The sequence below is a fragment of the Anaerofustis stercorihominis genome (assembly GCF_024623185.1).
Classification (GTDB): domain Bacteria; phylum Bacillota; class Clostridia; order Eubacteriales; family Anaerofustaceae; genus Anaerofustis.
The window spans coordinates 31,298-50,071 of record NZ_JANJZK010000006.1 but is presented as its reverse complement, the minus strand read 5'-3'; the positions used below and the strand labels follow the sequence as shown (position 1 = coordinate 50,071).

16 protein-coding genes and 1 other annotated feature are annotated in these 18,774 nt (G+C 34.4%); of the genes, 12 read left to right on the top strand and 4 right to left on the bottom strand.

Features of this window, described 5'->3' with window-relative positions:
* The first annotated feature begins 105 nt into the window (after window positions 1-105).
* The 3 genes from NSA01_RS04890 to NSA01_RS04880 are packed head-to-tail and all read left to right on the top strand — an operon-like array spanning window position 106 to window position 2,886.
* Window positions 106-1,233 carry a THUMP domain-containing class I SAM-dependent RNA methyltransferase gene (locus NSA01_RS04890; RefSeq protein ID WP_257480392.1) on the top strand — a complete coding sequence of 376 codons (1,128 nt, stop codon included), beginning with the start codon at window positions 106-108 and terminating at the stop codon, window positions 1,231-1,233.
* Window positions 1,234-1,250: 17 nt separating this feature from the next.
* Window positions 1,251-2,093, top strand: a complete 843-nt coding sequence (gene prmC / locus NSA01_RS04885) for a peptide chain release factor N(5)-glutamine methyltransferase (protein WP_257480391.1) — start codon at window positions 1,251-1,253, stop codon at window positions 2,091-2,093.
* Window positions 2,086-2,886: a hypothetical protein gene (locus NSA01_RS04880; RefSeq protein WP_257480390.1), complete on the top strand. Its 801-nt coding sequence runs from the start codon at window positions 2,086-2,088 to the stop codon at window positions 2,884-2,886. Before prmC ends, NSA01_RS04880 begins: the two co-directional genes overlap by 8 nt.
* A 24-nt stretch (window positions 2,887-2,910) precedes the next feature.
* On the opposite strand, the gene NSA01_RS04875 is transcribed toward NSA01_RS04880, so the two are convergent.
* The 3 genes from NSA01_RS04875 to metG are packed head-to-tail and all read right to left on the bottom strand — an operon-like array spanning window position 2,911 to window position 6,362.
* Window positions 2,911-3,756: a bifunctional 5,10-methylenetetrahydrofolate dehydrogenase/5,10-methenyltetrahydrofolate cyclohydrolase gene (locus NSA01_RS04875; protein ID WP_257480389.1), complete on the bottom strand. Its 846-nt coding sequence runs from the start codon at window positions 3,754-3,756 to the stop codon at window positions 2,911-2,913.
* Window positions 3,757-4,398, bottom strand: coding sequence for a cyclodeaminase/cyclohydrolase family protein (locus tag NSA01_RS04870; RefSeq protein WP_257480388.1), 642 nt, complete (start codon window positions 4,396-4,398; stop codon window positions 3,757-3,759).
* 8 nt (window positions 4,399-4,406) lie between these two features.
* Complete coding sequence (gene metG / locus NSA01_RS04865; protein WP_257480387.1) at window positions 4,407-6,362, bottom strand: methionine--tRNA ligase; 1,956 nt, start codon at window positions 6,360-6,362, stop codon at window positions 4,407-4,409.
* 251 nt (window positions 6,363-6,613) lie between these two features.
* Between metG and NSA01_RS04860 the strand changes: the two genes are divergently transcribed.
* From NSA01_RS04860 to NSA01_RS04820, 9 genes are all read left to right on the top strand, one after another.
* Window positions 6,614-7,144, top strand: coding sequence for a hypothetical protein (locus tag NSA01_RS04860; RefSeq protein ID WP_257480386.1), 531 nt, complete (start codon window positions 6,614-6,616; stop codon window positions 7,142-7,144).
* A 158-nt stretch (window positions 7,145-7,302) separates the two neighbouring features.
* Window positions 7,303-9,456, top strand: a complete 2,154-nt coding sequence (locus tag NSA01_RS04855; protein WP_257480468.1) for a RelA/SpoT family protein — start codon at window positions 7,303-7,305, stop codon at window positions 9,454-9,456.
* A 57-nt stretch (window positions 9,457-9,513) separates the two neighbouring features.
* Window positions 9,514-10,230, top strand: a complete 717-nt coding sequence (gene deoD / locus NSA01_RS04850) for a purine-nucleoside phosphorylase (protein WP_257480385.1) — start codon at window positions 9,514-9,516, stop codon at window positions 10,228-10,230.
* A gap of 523 nt (window positions 10,231-10,753) precedes the next feature.
* Complete coding sequence (glpK, locus tag NSA01_RS04845) at window positions 10,754-12,256, top strand: glycerol kinase GlpK (protein ID WP_257480384.1); 1,503 nt, start codon at window positions 10,754-10,756, stop codon at window positions 12,254-12,256.
* Between the two features lie 318 nt (window positions 12,257-12,574).
* The gene (uvrB, locus tag NSA01_RS04840; protein WP_257480383.1) at window positions 12,575-14,566 is read left to right on the top strand and encodes an excinuclease ABC subunit UvrB; all 1,992 of its coding nucleotides are present in this window, start codon (window positions 12,575-12,577) and stop codon (window positions 14,564-14,566) included.
* A gap of 97 nt (window positions 14,567-14,663) precedes the next feature.
* On the top strand, window positions 14,664-14,945 hold the full coding sequence (yabP, locus tag NSA01_RS04835; RefSeq protein ID WP_257480382.1) for a sporulation protein YabP: 282 nt from the start codon (window positions 14,664-14,666) through the stop codon (window positions 14,943-14,945).
* Window positions 14,945-15,520: a spore cortex biosynthesis protein YabQ gene (gene yabQ, locus NSA01_RS04830; protein ID WP_257480381.1), complete on the top strand. Its 576-nt coding sequence runs from the start codon at window positions 14,945-14,947 to the stop codon at window positions 15,518-15,520. The genes yabP and yabQ overlap by 1 nt, the downstream gene beginning before the upstream one ends.
* Window positions 15,429-15,794 (top strand): FtsB family cell division protein, encoded by a 366-nt coding sequence (locus tag NSA01_RS04825; protein WP_257480380.1) that lies wholly within the window; start codon window positions 15,429-15,431, stop codon window positions 15,792-15,794. The genes yabQ and NSA01_RS04825 overlap by 92 nt, the downstream gene beginning before the upstream one ends.
* A gap of 2 nt (window positions 15,795-15,796) precedes the next feature.
* On the top strand, window positions 15,797-16,564 hold the full coding sequence (locus tag NSA01_RS04820) for a TatD family hydrolase (RefSeq protein ID WP_257480379.1): 768 nt from the start codon (window positions 15,797-15,799) through the stop codon (window positions 16,562-16,564).
* Between the two features lie 255 nt (window positions 16,565-16,819).
* Here the strand turns inward: NSA01_RS04820 and NSA01_RS04815 are convergent, their stop codons facing one another.
* Window positions 16,820-18,190: a TrpB-like pyridoxal phosphate-dependent enzyme gene (locus NSA01_RS04815; protein WP_257480378.1), complete on the bottom strand. Its 1,371-nt coding sequence runs from the start codon at window positions 18,188-18,190 to the stop codon at window positions 16,820-16,822.
* 43 nt (window positions 18,191-18,233) lie between these two features.
* Window positions 18,234-18,482: a binding site (T-box leader), on the bottom strand.
* Window positions 18,483-18,774 lie beyond the last annotated feature (292 nt).

The following is an 18,774-nucleotide window of genomic DNA, read 5'->3' as shown; positions in this document are numbered from 1 at the left end:
GTATAAAGTAATATAACAATATAATATAAAAAGAAACTTTTCTCTTTCAAAAACATCTCTTTTTTGATAAACTTTATAAGTACAAATAAAGAAAAGAGAATTTTTATGAATAATTTAACTATAGTTGCTACATGCACATTCGGACTTGAAAAAGTACTAAAGAGAGAAATAACCGATCTTGGATATGAAATAGGTAAGGTGGAAGACGGAAAAGTTTATTTTAAAGGAAACAAAAAAGATGTGATGAATGTCAATCTTCATCTTAGGACGGCGGGAAGAGTCCTTATATTTATAACGTCATTCGACGCTCACTCTTTCGATGAACTATTCGATAACGTTGAAAATTATACTTGGGAGGATATATTTGAAAAGAATGCGGGTTTTAACGCGACTAAAATAAGCAGTGTAAAGTCAAAATTATTTTCAAAAAGAGATATTCAAAAAATCGTTAAAAAAGCTATAGTTGAAAGACTTAAGAGAAAATATAAATTAAATAAGCTGAGTGAAAGCGGTTCATACTATGAACTTATAGTAAACATAAAAAAAGATAAGGTCAGCATTTTTATAAATACATCCGGTAAGGGGCTTCATAAAAGAGGGTATAGAGAAAATGCATTAAAAGCACCTTTAAAAGAAACCTTGGCAAGCGGGATTATCTTACTTTCCGGGTACAGAGGCGACAGACCTTTCAGCGATGTCATGTGCGGCAGCGGAACTATCGTTATCGAAGCTGCAATGAAAGCAAAGAATATCGCACCGGGACTTAACAGAGAATTTGCCTTTGAAAAATGGAAAGAGTATAGCATTAAAGACTTTGAGCTTTTAAAAGAAGAAGCAAGAGAGAATATCAAACCTGCCGAAGTGAGGCTTCTGGGAAACGATATAGATTATAGAGCCATAAAGCTGGCAAACGAAAATGCAAGAAAAGCAGGTGTCGAAGATGCGGTAGCTTTCCAGAAGATGGACATGAAAGAATTTCGCTCCAGAAAGAAAAACGGTCTTATGATAGTAAATCCGCCTTATGCGGAAAGGATAGGGAATGAAGCGGAAGTAATACAGCTATACAAAGATTTCGGAAAGATGTATGAAAATTTGGAGGACTGGAAACTGTTTGTTTTATGTGCTCATCCGATGTTTCAAAAATACTTTGGTGAAAAAGCGGATAGGAACAGAAAGCTGTTTAACGGGAATATGCTTTGTTATTTATATCAGTATTATCCCAAAAGAAAATAATTTAAAGAGAGGTTTTAATGACTGTAAAAGAAGCTCTTGAAACTGCAAGTAGAAAATTAAAAGAAAATAATATAGAAAATCCTATCAATGAAGCAAGATATCTTTTAAAATATCTGATTGATAAAGATGATGTTTTTTTTATCACTAATCTAGATTATGAATTGACAGGTGAAGAGATAAACGAATATGAAAAACTTATAAATAAAAGGTGTTCACATGTCCCTTTTGGTTATATAACGGGAATAAAAGAATTCATGGGACTTGATTTTTATGTAGATGAAGAAACACTTATACCTCGTCCGGAGACAGAAATCATAGTAGAATATATGATTGAGCATTTTAAGGCTATTCCTATGGATATATTGGAAATCGGTGTAGGCAGCGGGTGCATAAGTATATCCATAGCAAAGTACCTTGAAAATGTAAATATTTTAGGTGTGGATATAAACGAAAAGGCACTTGTTACGGCAAATAAAAATATAAAAGAACATAATGTAGATGACAGAGTAAAATTTATAAAAAGCGATATATATGAAAATGTAGAGGGTAAGTTTGATGTTATCATCTCCAATCCGCCGTATATAAGAAAAGATATTATTGATACTTTGGAAGATGATGTCAAAAAGTATGAACCTATTTTAGCTTTGGACGGCGGAGAAGACGGACTTTACTTTTACAGAGAAATAATAAACAATGCTTCAAAGTATTTAAATGAAGGCGGTCATATTATTTTTGAAATCGGTTATGACCAAGGTGAGGAAGTAAAGGATTTGCTTATTCAAAATAACTTTGCGGATATCGAAATCATAAAGGATTTAGCGGGATTTGACAGGACTGTTGCGGGGAGGTTAAATGTATAAGATTAAAAAATTTTTATATTATGACATACCAAATTTTGCTGTTAATAAAATCAAATATTGTAATAGGAGCAATTTATACTTAAATCCTTATTTTTTAATTATTCTTTTTTTGGGATTACTTTTCTCTCCAAATATAATTAAATGTGAACCTAATTACTTTTATGATATCTTAATGATTATTTTACCTATCTATATAATGTTTTGTATTTTTTATCAAAATATAGAAAAAATAATGTCCTTAAATAATTTAATTAGTTTTTATTTGATTTTATTTATTATAGGACTTATTAATTTATTAATAGTTTTCGTTCCTAATATTATTATAAGAAAAATGAGTATACACGTATCTAATTTTATTAGTAAGTATTCATTGACTATTTTTAATAATTTAGAAATTGCAATTAGTAAATTATTTATTTTTCTTATTCTATTTATAATAATTTTATTTATATTATGTTTATTTTTGGATTATGAAAAGTTAAAAATAAAATCAGCTAGAATGACTATTATAACCTCAACATTATTTTTTACTATAAATTATATAATTTCATTATTTCCTAATAATTATAATTTTGTTAAATTGAGTGTTGAAAATTCACAGGAATTAAATTTAATGGGGTATTCCATTAATCAATTATTAACAATCTCGATTAATGGTATATTGTTATTTATTAATATAATTTACCTAATAATGTATCTTTTTCTTAGTTATAAAGAAGAATTCCTATTGGAAAATAATTTGCAAGATCCGATAAAAGATTATTTAAATTCAAATAAAAAAGAGGATATCTAAATATCCTCTTTTTTTAAACTATATTTATTTAATCATTTTACACGCTTTAATCAAGTTTACCATTAAGCATGAAGTCGTGACACTTCCCACTCCTCCCGGTACGGGAGTAATAAGCCCTGCGGTTTCATAAGCACTCTCAAAATCCACATCTCCGCACATTTTTCCCTCTACAAAGTTTATACCTACGTCTATTACTAAGGCTCCCGGTTTGATATATTCTTTATTTACCATATTTCCCCTGCCGACAGCTGCAATCAGAACGTCTGCTTTTTTGCATACTTCTTTAAGGTTTTTCGTTCTCGAGTGACAAATGGTTACAGTGGCATTCCTGTCGAGTAACATCATGCTGAGCGGTTTTCCTACTACCAGGCTCCTTCCTATCAATACGACTTCTTTTCCTTCCAGCTCAATATTATAATAATCCAGCATTTCCATTACCCCGAGAGGTGTGCATGGATAAAATCCGCTCTTGTCGGAAATGAATACTTTTGCCAAATTGATAGGTGAAAAACAGTCAATGTCTTTGTTTGGGTTTATGATATATTTTATTTTGTCTTCATCGAGCTGTTTGGGAAGAGGTCTGAAAACCAATATGCCATGTATCTTATCATTATCGTTCAAAACCTTTAAGTTGTTATCAAAATCTTCCTGTGATATATCTTCTTTCAGCACAACGGATTTTACGGATATATCAGCCTTAGCCATTAACTTTATTATGCTTGTCTCATAGGAGATATCACTTTTGTTTTCTCCGACTCTTAAAACCGCAAGCTGAGGCTTGATACCTTTTGATTTTAATTCTTCACATTCTTTTCTGCATTTCAATATTATTTCGTTGGTAACGGTACTACCGAGTAATCTCTTTGTCATTTAAATACCCTCAATGTTTAGTTTTTTTAATACTTCTTCATATATTTCATCACATAATTTTATGCCGTCATCTACTTTTTTCTTATATGCATTTAAATTTTTATCTATAAAAGTCTTATCGGTGATAGTACCCATATTTATCATCATATTAAGATATCCGCCTTTTAGGGCGCACCTTAAACATTCTATACCTACACCTACATCGCTTATCAGTAAAACAGAGCCTTTTTTTACGAGTTCTTTGTGAAGTAATATCGCTTCATATGAAGTGTCTATGATATCAATGGGAGCTTTGCATGCAATAATGGAACATCTTGATATTTCTTCCTGTTTTTGTTTTTTTTCTTCTTCAGTATCTGCTTTTATGCCATAGGCTTTAGACAAGGGAAGGAAGTTTTCTTCATCTTCGTCTATCAAATCGAGAAATCTGTTTTGCAGTTTTTCTGATTTGTTTATTATTTCTTTTATGTCTTCTTCAAATTCCGCATACTTCTTTTTGCCTGTGGTAAAATTTGAAACCATTCCCGCAAGAGCAGTTCCGAGAGCTCCGCACAAAGAAGAGACCCCGCCTCCTCCGGGAGCAGGGTCCTTGCTGTAAGTTTTATTAATAAATTCTTCAACTTTATTATTTTTATAAGCCATAACTATACCTATCTTACTTTAAGTCCGCTTTCGATATCTTCTTCGGGAGATATGAATGTAAGTTTCTCGTCATTATCTTCAGCAAGTAAAATCATTCCCTGTGAAATTTCGCCTCTTAGTTTTGCCGGTTTTAAATTTGCAACGACTACGACGTTTTTACCGACAAGCTCTTCAGGCGTAAAGTATTTTGCTATGCCCGAAACGATTTGTCTTTTTTCACTTCCCACCATTACTTCGAATACAAGTAATTTATCAGCGTCGGGATGTTTTTTTGCACTTATTATTTTACCTATCCTAAGGTCTACTTTTGCAAAATCATCTATGCTTATTTCACCGATTTCTTCTGCTTCTTTTTTAGCTTTCTTATTTTTTTTCTTTTGTGTCTTTTGTTCTTTTTTATCGTCTTTATCTATTTTAGCCAAGACTTCTTTTGGGTCAAGCCTATTGAACAGAACGAAGGCTTTGTTTAATGTTATACCTTCTTCAAGTCCTCCGAATTTCAGGATACTTTCATAAGATGAATTTTTAGTATTTAACATCTTTATTATATTTTCTCCGGTTTCAGGTAGGAAAGGAGTTATAAGGACACCGATGACTCTTATGGATTCAAGAAGGTTATAAAGTACTGTTTTTAGTCTGTCTTGTTTGTCTTCTTCTTTTGCCAGAGCCCAAGGCATCGTTTCGTCGATGTATTTATTACTTCTTCTTGCAAGAGAAATAATCAAGTTTATTGCATCGGCAACTTTTAATTCGTTCATCTTTTCCTCTACCAAAAGAGGAGTTTTTTCTATTAAATCAATAAGTTCTTTATCTATATCTTCTTCGGCTTTGGGATTTGAGACCATGCTATCGAAATACTTCTTGCTCATTGCGATGGTCCTGTTTACAAGGTTACCTAAAATATTTACGAGTTCTCCGTTTATCCTGTCGATAAGCTGTTCATAAGTAAGGGTACCGTCCTGTGCAAAAGGCATTTCTCTTAAAAGATAATATCTTACGCTGTCTACTCCGAATAGATCCACAAGGTCGTCTGCATAAATGACATTTCCCTTTGATTTGCTCATTTTTCCTTCTCCGAGAAGCAGCCAAGGGTGTCCGAATATTTGCTTTGGAAGAGGTAAATCAAGAGCCATGAGCATGATTGGCCAGTACAGGGTATGAAATCTTAAGATATCTTTACCTATCAAATGCACATCTGCGGGCCAGTATTTATTATAGTTTTCTTCGTGGTTCCCCTCAGGGTCGTATCCAAGGAAAGTGATATAGTTTGAGAGTGCGTCTATCCAAACATAAACGACATGTCCAGGGTCAAAATCGACGGGGATACCCCATTTGAAGCTTGTTCTCGATACGCATAAGTCCTTTAGTCCCGGTTTTAAGAAGTTGTTTACCATTTCGTTCTTTCTTGATTCCGGCTGGATAAACTCCGGATGAGTGTCTATATATTCCATTAATCTGTCGGCATATTTGCTTAATTTAAAGAAATATGCTTCTTCTTTTTCATAAGTCACTTCTCTTCCGCAGTCGGGACATTTTCCATCTATTAGCTGACTTTCCGTAAAGAATGATTCGCAAGGTTCGCAGTACATTCCTTCGTATTCGTCTTTATAGATATCTCCTTGTTCATAGAGTTTCTTAAATATATTTTGTACCTTTTTTTCATGATATGGGTCTGTTGTCCTTACGAATTTATCGTAGCTGGTGTTCATGATATCCCAAATCCTATGGATTTCGGTGGAAACGTCGTCTACAAATTCCTGCGGAGTTACCCCTGCTTCCTTTGCAACGGTTTCTATCTTTTGTCCGTGTTCGTCGGTCCCTGTCTGGAAGTATACGTCGTATCCTGTAAGTCTTTTATATCTTGCTATACTGTCGGCCAATACTATTTCGTAAGTATTTCCTATATGAGGTTTTCCCGAAGTATAAGCTATTGCGGTTGAAATATAATATGGTTTTTTACTCATTTACTCATCTCTCCTTAATAAAAGCAATAATAACTTAATATTACCAAATATCACCTTTAAAATCAATTATATTAATATTTTATCCTAAAAAATCATAACAAAACCTTTGATTATTTTACTTATATAATAAATAATCACTTTCTTCTGTTCACTTGAACAAATCTGATTTAATTGTTATTATATATTTAAGAAGGATTACTAAGATTTTTATATCATGTAAATATTTGTTTTTATAAAATAAGGAGCTGTAAATGAAGAAGTTATATGTGGATATGTCGGAGATAAAAGGCGGTTTCGGGATAGCTGAGGAAGACGATACCGAGATACTTATGTCAGGTGTTATAATAGAATCCATGCCCATAGAAGAAAGAGATGAGAATAAAAAGTTTTATAGAAAATATAAAGAAGAATATGATATCCGTTTTATTTTTGATGATGATATCCCAAATATAGATTTCTTTACAATTCCTGAATTTTATATTATTGCATCGGACAGTGACGGGGGATATATAGGAGGTATAGGACTTGACTTTGACCTTTTAAGCAAAAATCCTATATATTATATTTCAAGTGAACTTAAATGTTATTTGATAAATAAAAGCAGTAAAAAATTTATGAAATCGCCGAAGGGCTGGAGAGGTTCCCTAATGCCTTGTGATAAAATAACGATTTATAAATCCAAAGCGGAAGCGGAAAAATATGTGGATTTTCTGGATATAAATGACGAGTTGAAGGATTTGCCGACCGCCGAAGACCTTTTTGCCGAAGATGTAATATTTTAATTTACTATAGCTATGGATTTCATTAATATCACAATTGTTGTAATCAATAATATTTTATCAAAAAGTTGAACGATTTAATGGTTTATGTTATTATAAAAGATAACAATTAAGGACTTATTATGTAATGTTTTTTTACTGAAAGGAGGGTAATCATGGAAATGCTAAAAAGACTTGAGGAAAGAATAAAAGAATATTCGAAGGATGCAAATCTGGAGATAATAGAACGTGCTTATCTTCTTGCAAAAGACGCTCATAAAAACCAGACGCGTTACTCAGGAGAGCCTTATATATCACACCCTCTGGAAGTAGCATTTATTTTGACGGACCTGCACATGGATACAGATACCATATGCGCTGCGATTTTACACGACGTTATCGAAGATACATCCGCAAGCTATGATATGATAAAAAGTAATTTTAACGAAAATATAGCAAATCTCGTAGACGGTGTCACTAAAATAGGTAAACTACAGTTTGTAACAAAAGAGCAGAGAGAAGCGGAAAATTTGAGAAAAATGGTTATAGCCATGGCAAATGACGTCAGAGTTATAATCATAAAATTAGCCGACAGACTTCATAATATGAGGACCCTTTCCGCAATGAGACCCGATAAACAAAGGCAGAAAGCAAGGGAGACCTTGGATATATACGCTCCAATCGCTCATAGGCTGGGGATTTCAAAAATAAAATGGGAACTTGAAGATTTGGCTTTATTATATCTTGACCCTGAAGCATATCACGATATAGCAAGAAAAGTAGCTCTTAAGAGGGAAGAAAGAGAAGCCTTTATAGACAATGTAAAATATATGCTGGGTAAAGTTTTGAAAGAGTCGGGGATAGAAGCAAAGATAGAAGGGCGTCCGAAACACTTTTATTCCATTTACAGAAAGATGAAAAAAGGCAAAGCCTTTGAAGAAATATATGATTTATTTGCAATAAGGGTCCTTGTGGATACCGTAAAGGATTGTTACGGTGTCCTCGGTATGGCACATACTCTTTGGAACCCCATGCCGGGAAGGTTTAAAGATTATATAGCAATGCCTAAACCTAATATGTATCAGTCTTTGCATACGACAGTATTTACAAAGGGTTCCGAACCTTTTGAGATACAGATAAGGACTTATGAAATGCACAGGACAGCCGAGTACGGTATCGCGGCACATTGGAAATATAAAGAAGGTTCCATAAATAAAAAAGATGATAATTTTGAGAAAAGGCTTATTTGGATAAGAGAACTTATGGAAATGGAAAATGAGCTTGAAAATGCAGATGAGTTCATGGAAGGAGTCAAATTCGATTTATTTACAGACGAAGTTTTCGTATTCACTCCGAATTCAAAAGTAATACAGCTTCCGAGCGGAGCTTGTCCGATTGATTTTGCTTATCGAATTCATTCTGACATCGGTAATCAGTGCGTAGGTGCAAAAGTAAACGGAAAAATGGCTCCTCTTACTTATAAACTCCAAAACGGGGATATCGTAAATATAATAACTTCTCCCAACTCAAAGGGTCCAAGCAGGGACTGGCTTGGTATCGTAAAGAGTTCTCATGCAAAGACAAAGATAAAGGCGTTCTTTAAAAAGGCAGACAGAGAAGAAAATATCATAAGAGGAAAAGAAGCCTTGGAAAAAGAAGTAAAAAAAGAGGGCTATTCCTTAAGTACCATTGCCACAAACGGACATCTTGAATTTGTCAAAAAGAGATTTAATGTAAATACATGGGACGACTTATATTCCGCAATAGGTTACGGAGGGCTTAAAAGCGGACTTATTTTTCAAAGGATAAAGGATAACTTTAAGGACGAATTTGAAAACGAAGAAAAAGAAAAAGAAGTCAAACTTGTTAAAAATAAGAAGAGTAAAAACAGCAATGCAATAAACGTTCAGGGGTATACCGACCTAGCTGTGTTCTTTTCAAACTGCTGTAATCCCGTACCGGGAGACAATATAGTAGGATACATTACAAAAAACAGGGGGGTATCTATCCATAGGGCAGACTGCATAAACGTAAGCAATACGATAAATCAGGAGAGACTTATAAACGTATCATGGAACAGTGATGTTTTAAACGAAAATAAGACTTTTGAAGCCGATGTAAGGATTACCGCAGCGGATAGGATAGGGCTTGCGGCAGAGATAACCACCATAGTCAGCAATGAAGGTTTCAGTATGTCTAATTTTTCCGCATGCTCGGATAATAAGCACGGTTCGACAGTAAATATAAGTTTAAACGTTCATAATACAAAAGAACTTGAAGATTTATTTAGAAAAATAAAAAATGTTCAGGGCGTTAAAGATGTTTACAGAGTGTAGTATCTTACTGTGATTTATAAGATACTACGAATTTAATCAATATAAAGGGAGGATATCATGACAGTACCAACACCTCATATAAATGCAAAAGAAGGGGATTTTTATAAGACGGTTTTAATGCCGGGGGATCCTTTAAGAGCAAAATATATTGCCGAAAACTTTTTAAGTGAAGCGGTGGAAGTAACCAACGTAAGAGGTATGCTTGGATACAGCGGAAAGTATAAGGGTAAAAGTATTTCCGTAATGGGTTCGGGAATGGGGATACCTTCAATAAGTATTTATTCTCATGAATTATACAGTTTTTACGGAGTCGAGAATATAGTAAGGATTGGAAGCTGCGGAGGGTACAGCGAAGACGTAAATGTAAATGATGTTATTATAGCACAGGGTGCATGTACGAATTCCAATTTTATGTCCCAGTTTCATTTGGAAGGGACTTATGCTCCCATAGCGGACTTTGAGTTGTTATTAAATACTTTTAATAAAGCAAAAGAGCTTGGTATCGATACTAAAGTAGGGAATGTTCTATCCAGCGATAACTTTTATGCACAGGGAAGTGAAGGCTGGAAAAAGTGGAAAGATATGGGAGTGCTTGCGGTGGAAATGGAAACCGCGGGACTTTATGCGGAAGCGGCAAGCCTGAATAAAAAGGCTCTCAGTATATTTACTGTAAGCGACCATTTCATATATACAGATACGATACTTTCAAGCAAGGAAAGAGAAACTAAGCTAAATGATATGATAACTTTGGCTCTTGAGACTTTTGCGGAGTAAGGAAGGACGCTTAAATATCCATAGAAATAATAAGACATTGCATAAAATGCGGTGTCTTTTTATTTTTAGGTAAGAATTAAATGATAAATTAATATAGTATAAAATTTTATAGTAAATAAAGTAAAAAGTCGTATACATTATCAATTAAGTACAAAGATAAAATTTTTATTGTGCAAAAGATTATTTGAGAATTATTTAATAGAAAATAAATGGTGTCATTTAAGATTTGATTATACAATAATATCTAAATTTAATTATTATATAAAACATTATTTTTAGTTTTAAAAAAACTGAAAATTTACAAGTACTTCTTTGTGTGTTTCAGTCATTTAATTCATTTTGATTGATAATTATTTAATAATATGATTTTAATTTATGATTGAAGAAATTTGTATATATTTTATTTAAATAATGGTTTTATAAAAATGATATGGGTTTTAGTACTATATCTCAGGTAAATAAACATTGATAAACGTATACATAAATATTATAATATATTTATAAACATTAAAGAGGTGGTCGTATGAAAAAATATATTTTAGCTATTGACTCGGGAACGACGAGCTGCAGGACGATTTTATTTGATGACGAAGCTAATATCGTGAGCGTTGAGCAGAGAGAATTCAAACAAATCTATCCTAAGGCGGGGTATGTGGAGCATGACGCTATGGAAATATGGATGACACAGCTGTTTACTTTGAAGCAGTGCGTACAAAAATCGGGAGTTGATGTAAAAGATATAAAAGGAGTAGGTATAACAAATCAAAGGGAAACTACCGTGGTTTGGGATAGAGATACCGGATATCCTATATATAATGCTATCGTATGGCAGTGCAGAAGGACTGCGGACATATGCGAAGACTTAAAGGATAGGGGTTTCGGCGAATACATAATGAACGCTACGGGGCTTGAAATAGACGCTTATTTTTCGGGGACGAAAATCAAATGGATACTTGATAATGTAGATGGTGCGAAAGAAAAAGCAGAAGAGGGAAAGTTATTGTTCGGAACGATAGATACCTGGCTTATATATAACCTCACAAAGGGTAAGTATCATGTAAGCGACTATACCAATGCTTCGAGAACAATGTTATACAATATAAAAGAATTGAAATGGGACGAAAATATACTTGAAGCTTTAGACATACCTAAATCAATGCTGCCTGAAGTAGTGGACAGCAGCGGAGTTATAGGAAATATGGATAAGGAAATCATCGGAGAAGAGATACCTATAGCCGGGGTTGCGGGAGACCAGCAGTCTGCACTTTTCGGTCAGGGGTGCTATGAAGTGGGAGAAGCAAAGAATACTTACGGAACAGGATTATTCCTTCTTATGAATACAGGAGAAGAACCTATAAAATCAAAAAATGGACTTCTAACTACTATAGCGTATGGTATAGACGGCAAAGTAAATTATGCGTTGGAAGGAAGCGTGTTTATCGGAGGTGCGGTGGTTCAGTGGTTAAGAGATGAGCTGGGACTTATTCAAACAGCAAAAGAAACCTATGACATAGCCATGAGCGTTGAAGATACAAACGGAGTATATATCGTTCCCGCATTCACGGGAATGGGGGCTCCTTACTGGGATATGTATGCAAAAGGGATAATGACCGGACTTACCAGAGGCGCTAAAAAAGCGCATATAGTAAGGGCGGCGCTTGAAAGTATCGCATATCAGACAAAAGATTTGCTGGATGCGATAACGGAAGACAGCAATGCACCTTTAAAAGAATTGATGGTAGACGGGGGAGCCTGCGAAAATGATTTTATAATGCAGTTTCAGGCAAATATGCTGAACTGTCCTGTAAATAAACCGAACTGTATTGAATCCACTGCTTTAGGTGCGGCATTCCTTGCGGGACTTGCCACGGGAGTATGGAAAGATAAAGCTGAGCTTAAAAAAGTAAGAACGACAAAGAAGATTTTTATTAGTGAGATAACAGATGAAAAGAGAGAAGAGTTATATTCAGGGTGGAAAAAATCCGTCAATATGTGCTTGACCAAAAAAGAAGAAGCTTATGTATGATATGAGGACCGCTTTGGGCGGTCTTTTTTATGTATTTTAATTTTTCAGCTTGTTTTTTCGGGGCATTACGCCTGCTACGCAGATTCCGCGCCCCTTAATATATTCAGTATTTCGTTTTTGTCACTAAAGGATATTTTATATTAAATCAAATTCCCCCATAAAAACAAGAACAAATGTTCATATTTCTATGTACATTTAAAATATTTTGTAGTAAAATTAAATTAAATCTTATAATAATGTGTTTAATGTGAAGTATAAAGTGTATAGGAATTATATTGGTTAGAAAAAATAAAATATGATTATTAAGGAGGTATTTACATGCCTGAATTTAAAGTGCATTCTCCCTATGAACCCTCGGGAGGACAGCCTGAAGTAATAGATAAGTTATCGAAGAGTATCCTTGCCGGAAACAGAGATCAGACGCTCTTAGGTGTAACAGGCTGCGGTAAGACGTATATAATGGCTAAAATAATAGAAAAAGTTCAAAGACCCGCTCTCATCATGGCTCATAACAAAACTTTGGCGGCTCAGCTGGCGAATGAGTTTCGAAGTTTCTTTCCCGATAATGCGGTGGAATATTTTGTGTCTTACTATGATTATTATCAGCCGGAAGCATATGTTCCGGGAAGAGACTTATATATAGCCAAGGACTCCAGCATAAACGATGATATAGATAAGCTTCGTCACTCTGCGACCTCGGCATTATTCGAGCGTAAAGACGTCATAATAATAGCGTCGGTAAGCTGTATTTACGGACTGGGTAGTCCTTTTCACTATAAAGAACAAGTCTTATCTCTTCGTCCGGGAATGATAAAAGAAAGAGATGATGTGATAAGGAAACTTATAGATATACAGTATACGAGAAACGATATAGATTTCCACAGAGGGACTTTCAGAGTAAGAGGCGACAGCGTAGAGGTATTTCCTGCCAACAGCAGTGAAGAAGCTATAAGGATAGAGTTTTTTGATGATGAAATAGACAGGATACTGGAAATAAACTCTTTGACCGGAGAGATAATCAGGAGTATAAAGCATACTTTTATTTATCCTGCCAGTCATTATGTTACCGATGAAGTCAGTATACAGAGATCACTGAAATCAATAAGCGAAGAGTTAAAAGTCACGGCAGAAGAGTTTGAAAAGAACGGGAAGCTTTTGGAAGCCCAGAGAATAAGAGAAAGAACTAATTATGATATAGAAATGCTTAGAGAAATAGGCAGCTGTAAGGGTATAGAAAATTATTCCAGACATCTCAATGACCTTCCTCCGGGAGCTCCTCCTTATACGCTGCTGGATTATTTTCCAAAAGATTTTGTTACTTTCATAGATGAATCTCATGTAAGCGTACCGCAGATAAGAGGTATGTATGCAGGGGACAGAGCCAGAAAGATGAACCTTGTAGATTACGGTTTCAGGCTTCCTTCGGCTCTCGATAACAGACCTCTTAATTTCGAAGAGTTTGAAGAGAGGATGAATCAGCTCGTATATGTATCCGCTACACCTAACGACTATGAAAAAGAACGTTCTGCCGAGATCGCAGAGTGTATAGTAAGACCTACGGGACTTATAGACCCTAAGATAACTGTAAAGGAAACAAAGGGACAGATAGAAGATTTGATAGGCAGGATCAAGGAAAAAACCGAGAAAAATGAAAAAGTCCTCGTTACCACTCTTACGAAGCGTATGGCAGAGGATTTAACAAATTATCTCAGTGAAGTAGGTATAAGGGTAGAATATCTTCATTCTGATGTGGATACCATAGAGAGAATGAAGCTTATAAAAGATTTAAGAGATGATGTATTCGACGTGCTCGTTGGTATAAATCTTTTAAGAGAAGGTCTTGATATACCTGAAGTATCTCTCGTAGCCATACTCGACGCCGACAAGGAAGGGTTCCTAAGAAGTGAAACTTCACTTATCCAGACGATAGGCAGGGCGGCGAGACATTTAGGCGGTGAAGTAGTTATGTATGCCGATAAGATGACTCCGTCGATGGAACGTGCTATAGGTGAAACCGACAGAAGAAGAAAGATACAGTCAGAGTACAACCAGGAGCATCATATCACTCCAAAGGGTATTGTCAAATCTACGGAAAATGCAATGTCAGCGCTTTCTATAGAAGATGTGGATGCAGAAGATGTAGTTAAGAAGATAACTTCAAACAAAGAAGAATTCGAGCATGATGTGGATAAGGAAATCGAATTACTAACTACGCAAATGAAAATATATGCAAAGAATTTGGAATTCGAACTTGCGGCAAAACTCAGAGATGAGATAGATAAACTAAAAAAACTAAAAACAAAACAATAAAGTTTTACCTCCCAAAAAGGAGGTTTTTTATTTTTATTGTTCTTTTTTATCTCCATATAAAATATATATTATTAAATATATTGTTAGGAGAAAAATTATGGACAACAAAAGTGTAACGGATCAAAGACTCGAACTATATAACAGAGGAAACCTTAAAATAAATGATTGTTTAGATGTGCATAACTTTAATGATGAAACGGTAGTTTTGGAAACTTCTCTTGGTATGCTTACGATAAACGGGGAAGACTTAAAAATAGAAAAACTTAATCTTGAAGACGGAGAAATCGCTCTTAACGGAAATATCTATGCTATTAATTATGATGACGATATAGACTTTATGGAAAAATCATCGGGATTCTTTTCTAAAATATTTAAATAATGAACAATAATTTATATTCGCAGTATTTAGTTCTGCTGGAGACCTTTTACGGCGGATGTATACTCGGGATATTATATCACACGATAACGATCATCATTTATGCTCTTACAAAAAGGGTGACTCTCTCGGATTTATGTTTTTGTTTGGTAGCGGGAGTCTTTACGGTCAATCTCTTTTTTAAGACTACATATTTTGATTTAAGATATTACAGTGTACTGAGTTTTGTATTGGGTTTCGTGGCGTACTATTTTCTGATATCACCTTTTTATAAAAGTCTTCTTTTGTTTATAACGAGGAAACTCGGTCTTATAAAGACAAATACGAAGAAGGGTATAGTAAAGAGGAAAAGAAAATTTGTTAAAAAACATCAAAAGTCTATCGGCAAAATTAAAAGTTTATTAAAAAGATTTTTGTCTATTCCATTAAAAATAAAAATGAGTTATAATAAATTTAAAGTATATCTTAAAAAAGAAGGAATAGATAATGAGAAGAGAGGACTTAGAACTTTTAAATCCCCGGGACAGCATAGAAGCGAGAAAAAGAAAGAAAAAAAGATTAAAAAAGAGAGCAGGTAAGAAAAAAAGGGTTATTCTCTTGATACTTACTGCTGTCTTTGCTTTGTTTGCGGTCAAGATGCTGACTATGGAATATAAATATTATTCTTTAAACAAACAAAAAAACGAACTTACTCAGCAGATAAGCGAAGAAAAGCTTAAATCAAAGGAACTTAACGAAGAGCTTAATAATTCCGACAGTAAGTCTTATATAGAATATCTTGCAAAAAAATATCTCGGACTTATATATCCAAACGAAAAAGTATATGTAACAAACGAAAAGGACAAAAAATAATTATGCTATTTGATACTCATGCTCATTTAAATGACGAAGAATTCAGTGAAGATTTGTATGATATAATAAAAGAGCTTAAAGAAAAGCATTTTGACGGAGTCGTAAATATAGGATATGATTATGAGTCTTCTCTAAGAGCTGTTGAATTAAGTAAAAAAGAAGATTTTTTCTATGCCGCGGTAGGACTTCATCCTCACGACAGTAAAGATTATAATAATATCCTTGAAAATGAATTTATCAAGCTGGTGAAAGAGAACGAAAAGGTAGTGGCTTACGGAGAAATAGGTCTTGATTATTACTACGACAATTCTCCCAGAGATATTCAAAAGGAAGTATTTATAAGACAGATGGAAGTTGCCAGTGAACTTAATAAACCTGTTATAATCCATTCCAGAGACGCCGCGGGCGATACCTATGACATATTAAAGGCACATTTAAATGGTAACACGGGAATAATACATTCATGTTCCGCGTCAGCTGAAATGGTCAGAGAATATGTTAAGCTTGGGATGTATATCTCTTTCTCGGGAAGCGTTACTTTTAAAAATGCAAATAATGTTAGAGAAGCGGCAAAGGCGGCACCTCTCGATAGACTTTTGATAGAAACTGACTGTCCTTATCTTACTCCCGTACCTTTCAGAGGAAAGAGGAACAAGCCCTCTTATGTGGAATACACCGCAAGGATGCTTGCTGAGGTAAAAGGGGTGAGTTATGAAGAAATCATAGAGATAACAAATAAGAATGCAAAAGAAATATTTGATATAAAATAAACGCCGTATGGCGTTTTTTGTTTAGGGGCGCGGAATCTGCGTAGCAGGCGTAGTGCCCCGAGGTAATTAGAATAAATAATATATTTTTTATTTCAACATAATATATCCTATTAAATATATTATTATTTCATATTAAATTATAAAAAAGCACCCTTTAGGGGTGCTTTTATTCGTTATCGCAAATAAGACATTTATATCTTATTTGTGATTTTATTAACATATAAACAAATTATTTTATTTAAAGGATTTTATATTCTATAGTTTTGGTAAGCTGTCAAAACCTTTTTGTAACATTTCGTCAGTGATTTCGGTATCGCTCATTTCCCCTGCGTTATACTGCATATAAGCAGTCATATCGAAGTAACCTGTTCCTGTTAGTCCGAATACGATATTCTTTGCTTCTCCCGTCTCTTTGCATTTAAGGGCTTCATCCATGGCTACTTTGATAGCATGAGATGATTCCGGAGCGGGAAGTATACCTTCCACTCTTGCGAATTCTTCTGCGGCTTTAAATACTTCCGTTTGTGAAACTGTTCTTGCTTCGTCTAAGATACCGTCATGATATAATTTAGACACTATAGGGCTCATACCATGATATCTCAGTCCGCCTGCATGATTTGGTGAAGGGATAAATCCCGCACCTAGTGTATACATCTTTGCAAGAGGTGTCGTTTTTCCCGTATCGCAGAAATCATAAGCATACTTTCCTCTTGTCATTGAAGGACATGACTGAGGTTCGACTGCGATAAAGTGAATATCGTTTTTGCCTTGGATTTTTTCTCCTGCGAATATTCCTATAAGTCCACCCAGGTTAGAGCCTCCTCCCGCACATCCTATCATGATGTCAGGTTTGATGTCGTATTTTTCAAGGGCTGCCTTTGTCTCTAAACCTATAATGCTTTGATGCATTACTACATGGTCAAGAACAGAACCCAGTACATACTTATAATTGTTTTTAACCGCTTCTTCTACAGCTTCCGAAATAGCACATCCAAGGCTTCCGCCTGTTCCCGGATTTTCAGCTAATATCTTTCTTCCGATTTCCGTAGTTTCTGATGGTGAAGGGATAACTTCTCCTCCGTAAGTTTGAATAACTGCTTTTCTGTATGGTTTTTGTTCACTGGATACTTTTACCATATAAACTTTTAAAGGTAAGTCAAAGTATGCACACGCCATTGACATCGCGGTACCCCATTGACCTGCTCCCGTTTCTGTGGTAAGACCTTTTACACCTTGTTTCTTTGCATAATATGTTTGAGCTATAGCTGTATTTAACTTATGTGAGCCAGATGTATTTGTTCCTTCGTATTTATAGTAAATATGTGCAGGTGTATCCAAATATTTTTCTAAAAAGTAAGCTCTTACCAATGGGGACGGTCTGTACATCTTATAAAAATCCCTGATTTCCTGAGGGATATCGAAGTATCTCGTAGTGGTATCAAGTTCCTGATCTACAAGTTCATCGCAAAAGATAGGTCTAAGTTCATCTCTTGTTATTGGCTGACCTGTTCCCGGATTTAGGAACGGTTCATGCTGTTCCTTCATGTCTGCTTTTATGTTATACCATTTTTTAGGCATCTCGTCTTCGCTTAAATAAATTTTGTAAGGTATTTCTTTGTTTTTCATTTTTACTTCTCCTTTTCTTTTTATAAAAAAAACTCCTATCCCTGTAAGGGACAAGAGTTATATTTCCTGCGGTACCACCCAAATTGCTTAAAATAAGCCGCTTTGTCATATACTATCATATATGCTTCCTTTATAACGGGCGAAGATCCCGTCAGCAAATACTCTCAAATTTTGATTTGTTCGCTGCCCGAAGTAAGTCCATTCGATAAATTTATATCTGCCGATTTCCACCACACATCGACTCTCTATGAAATATAATTATTTATTTACTACTCTTACTTATATGGTTTGTTCATAATTGATTTTTTTCATCATAATCCATTTTTTTGTAATTGTCAAGAAAATTTAGATATTTTTTTGTTTTAAATGCTCTTAGACCGATGATATAAATTTATAAAATCATTTATAAATAGTCTTTTTTGTATTATTAAATATAGTATTGGAAGTATTAATTTATTATTAAATGCAATATTTACGGTCTTCCAAATATTTTCGTCAGATATTTTCGTGCCTACTAATCAGTGTCTAATACATTATATTTTCATATATAAAATAAATATAAATTAATGCTAATTTATATTTAT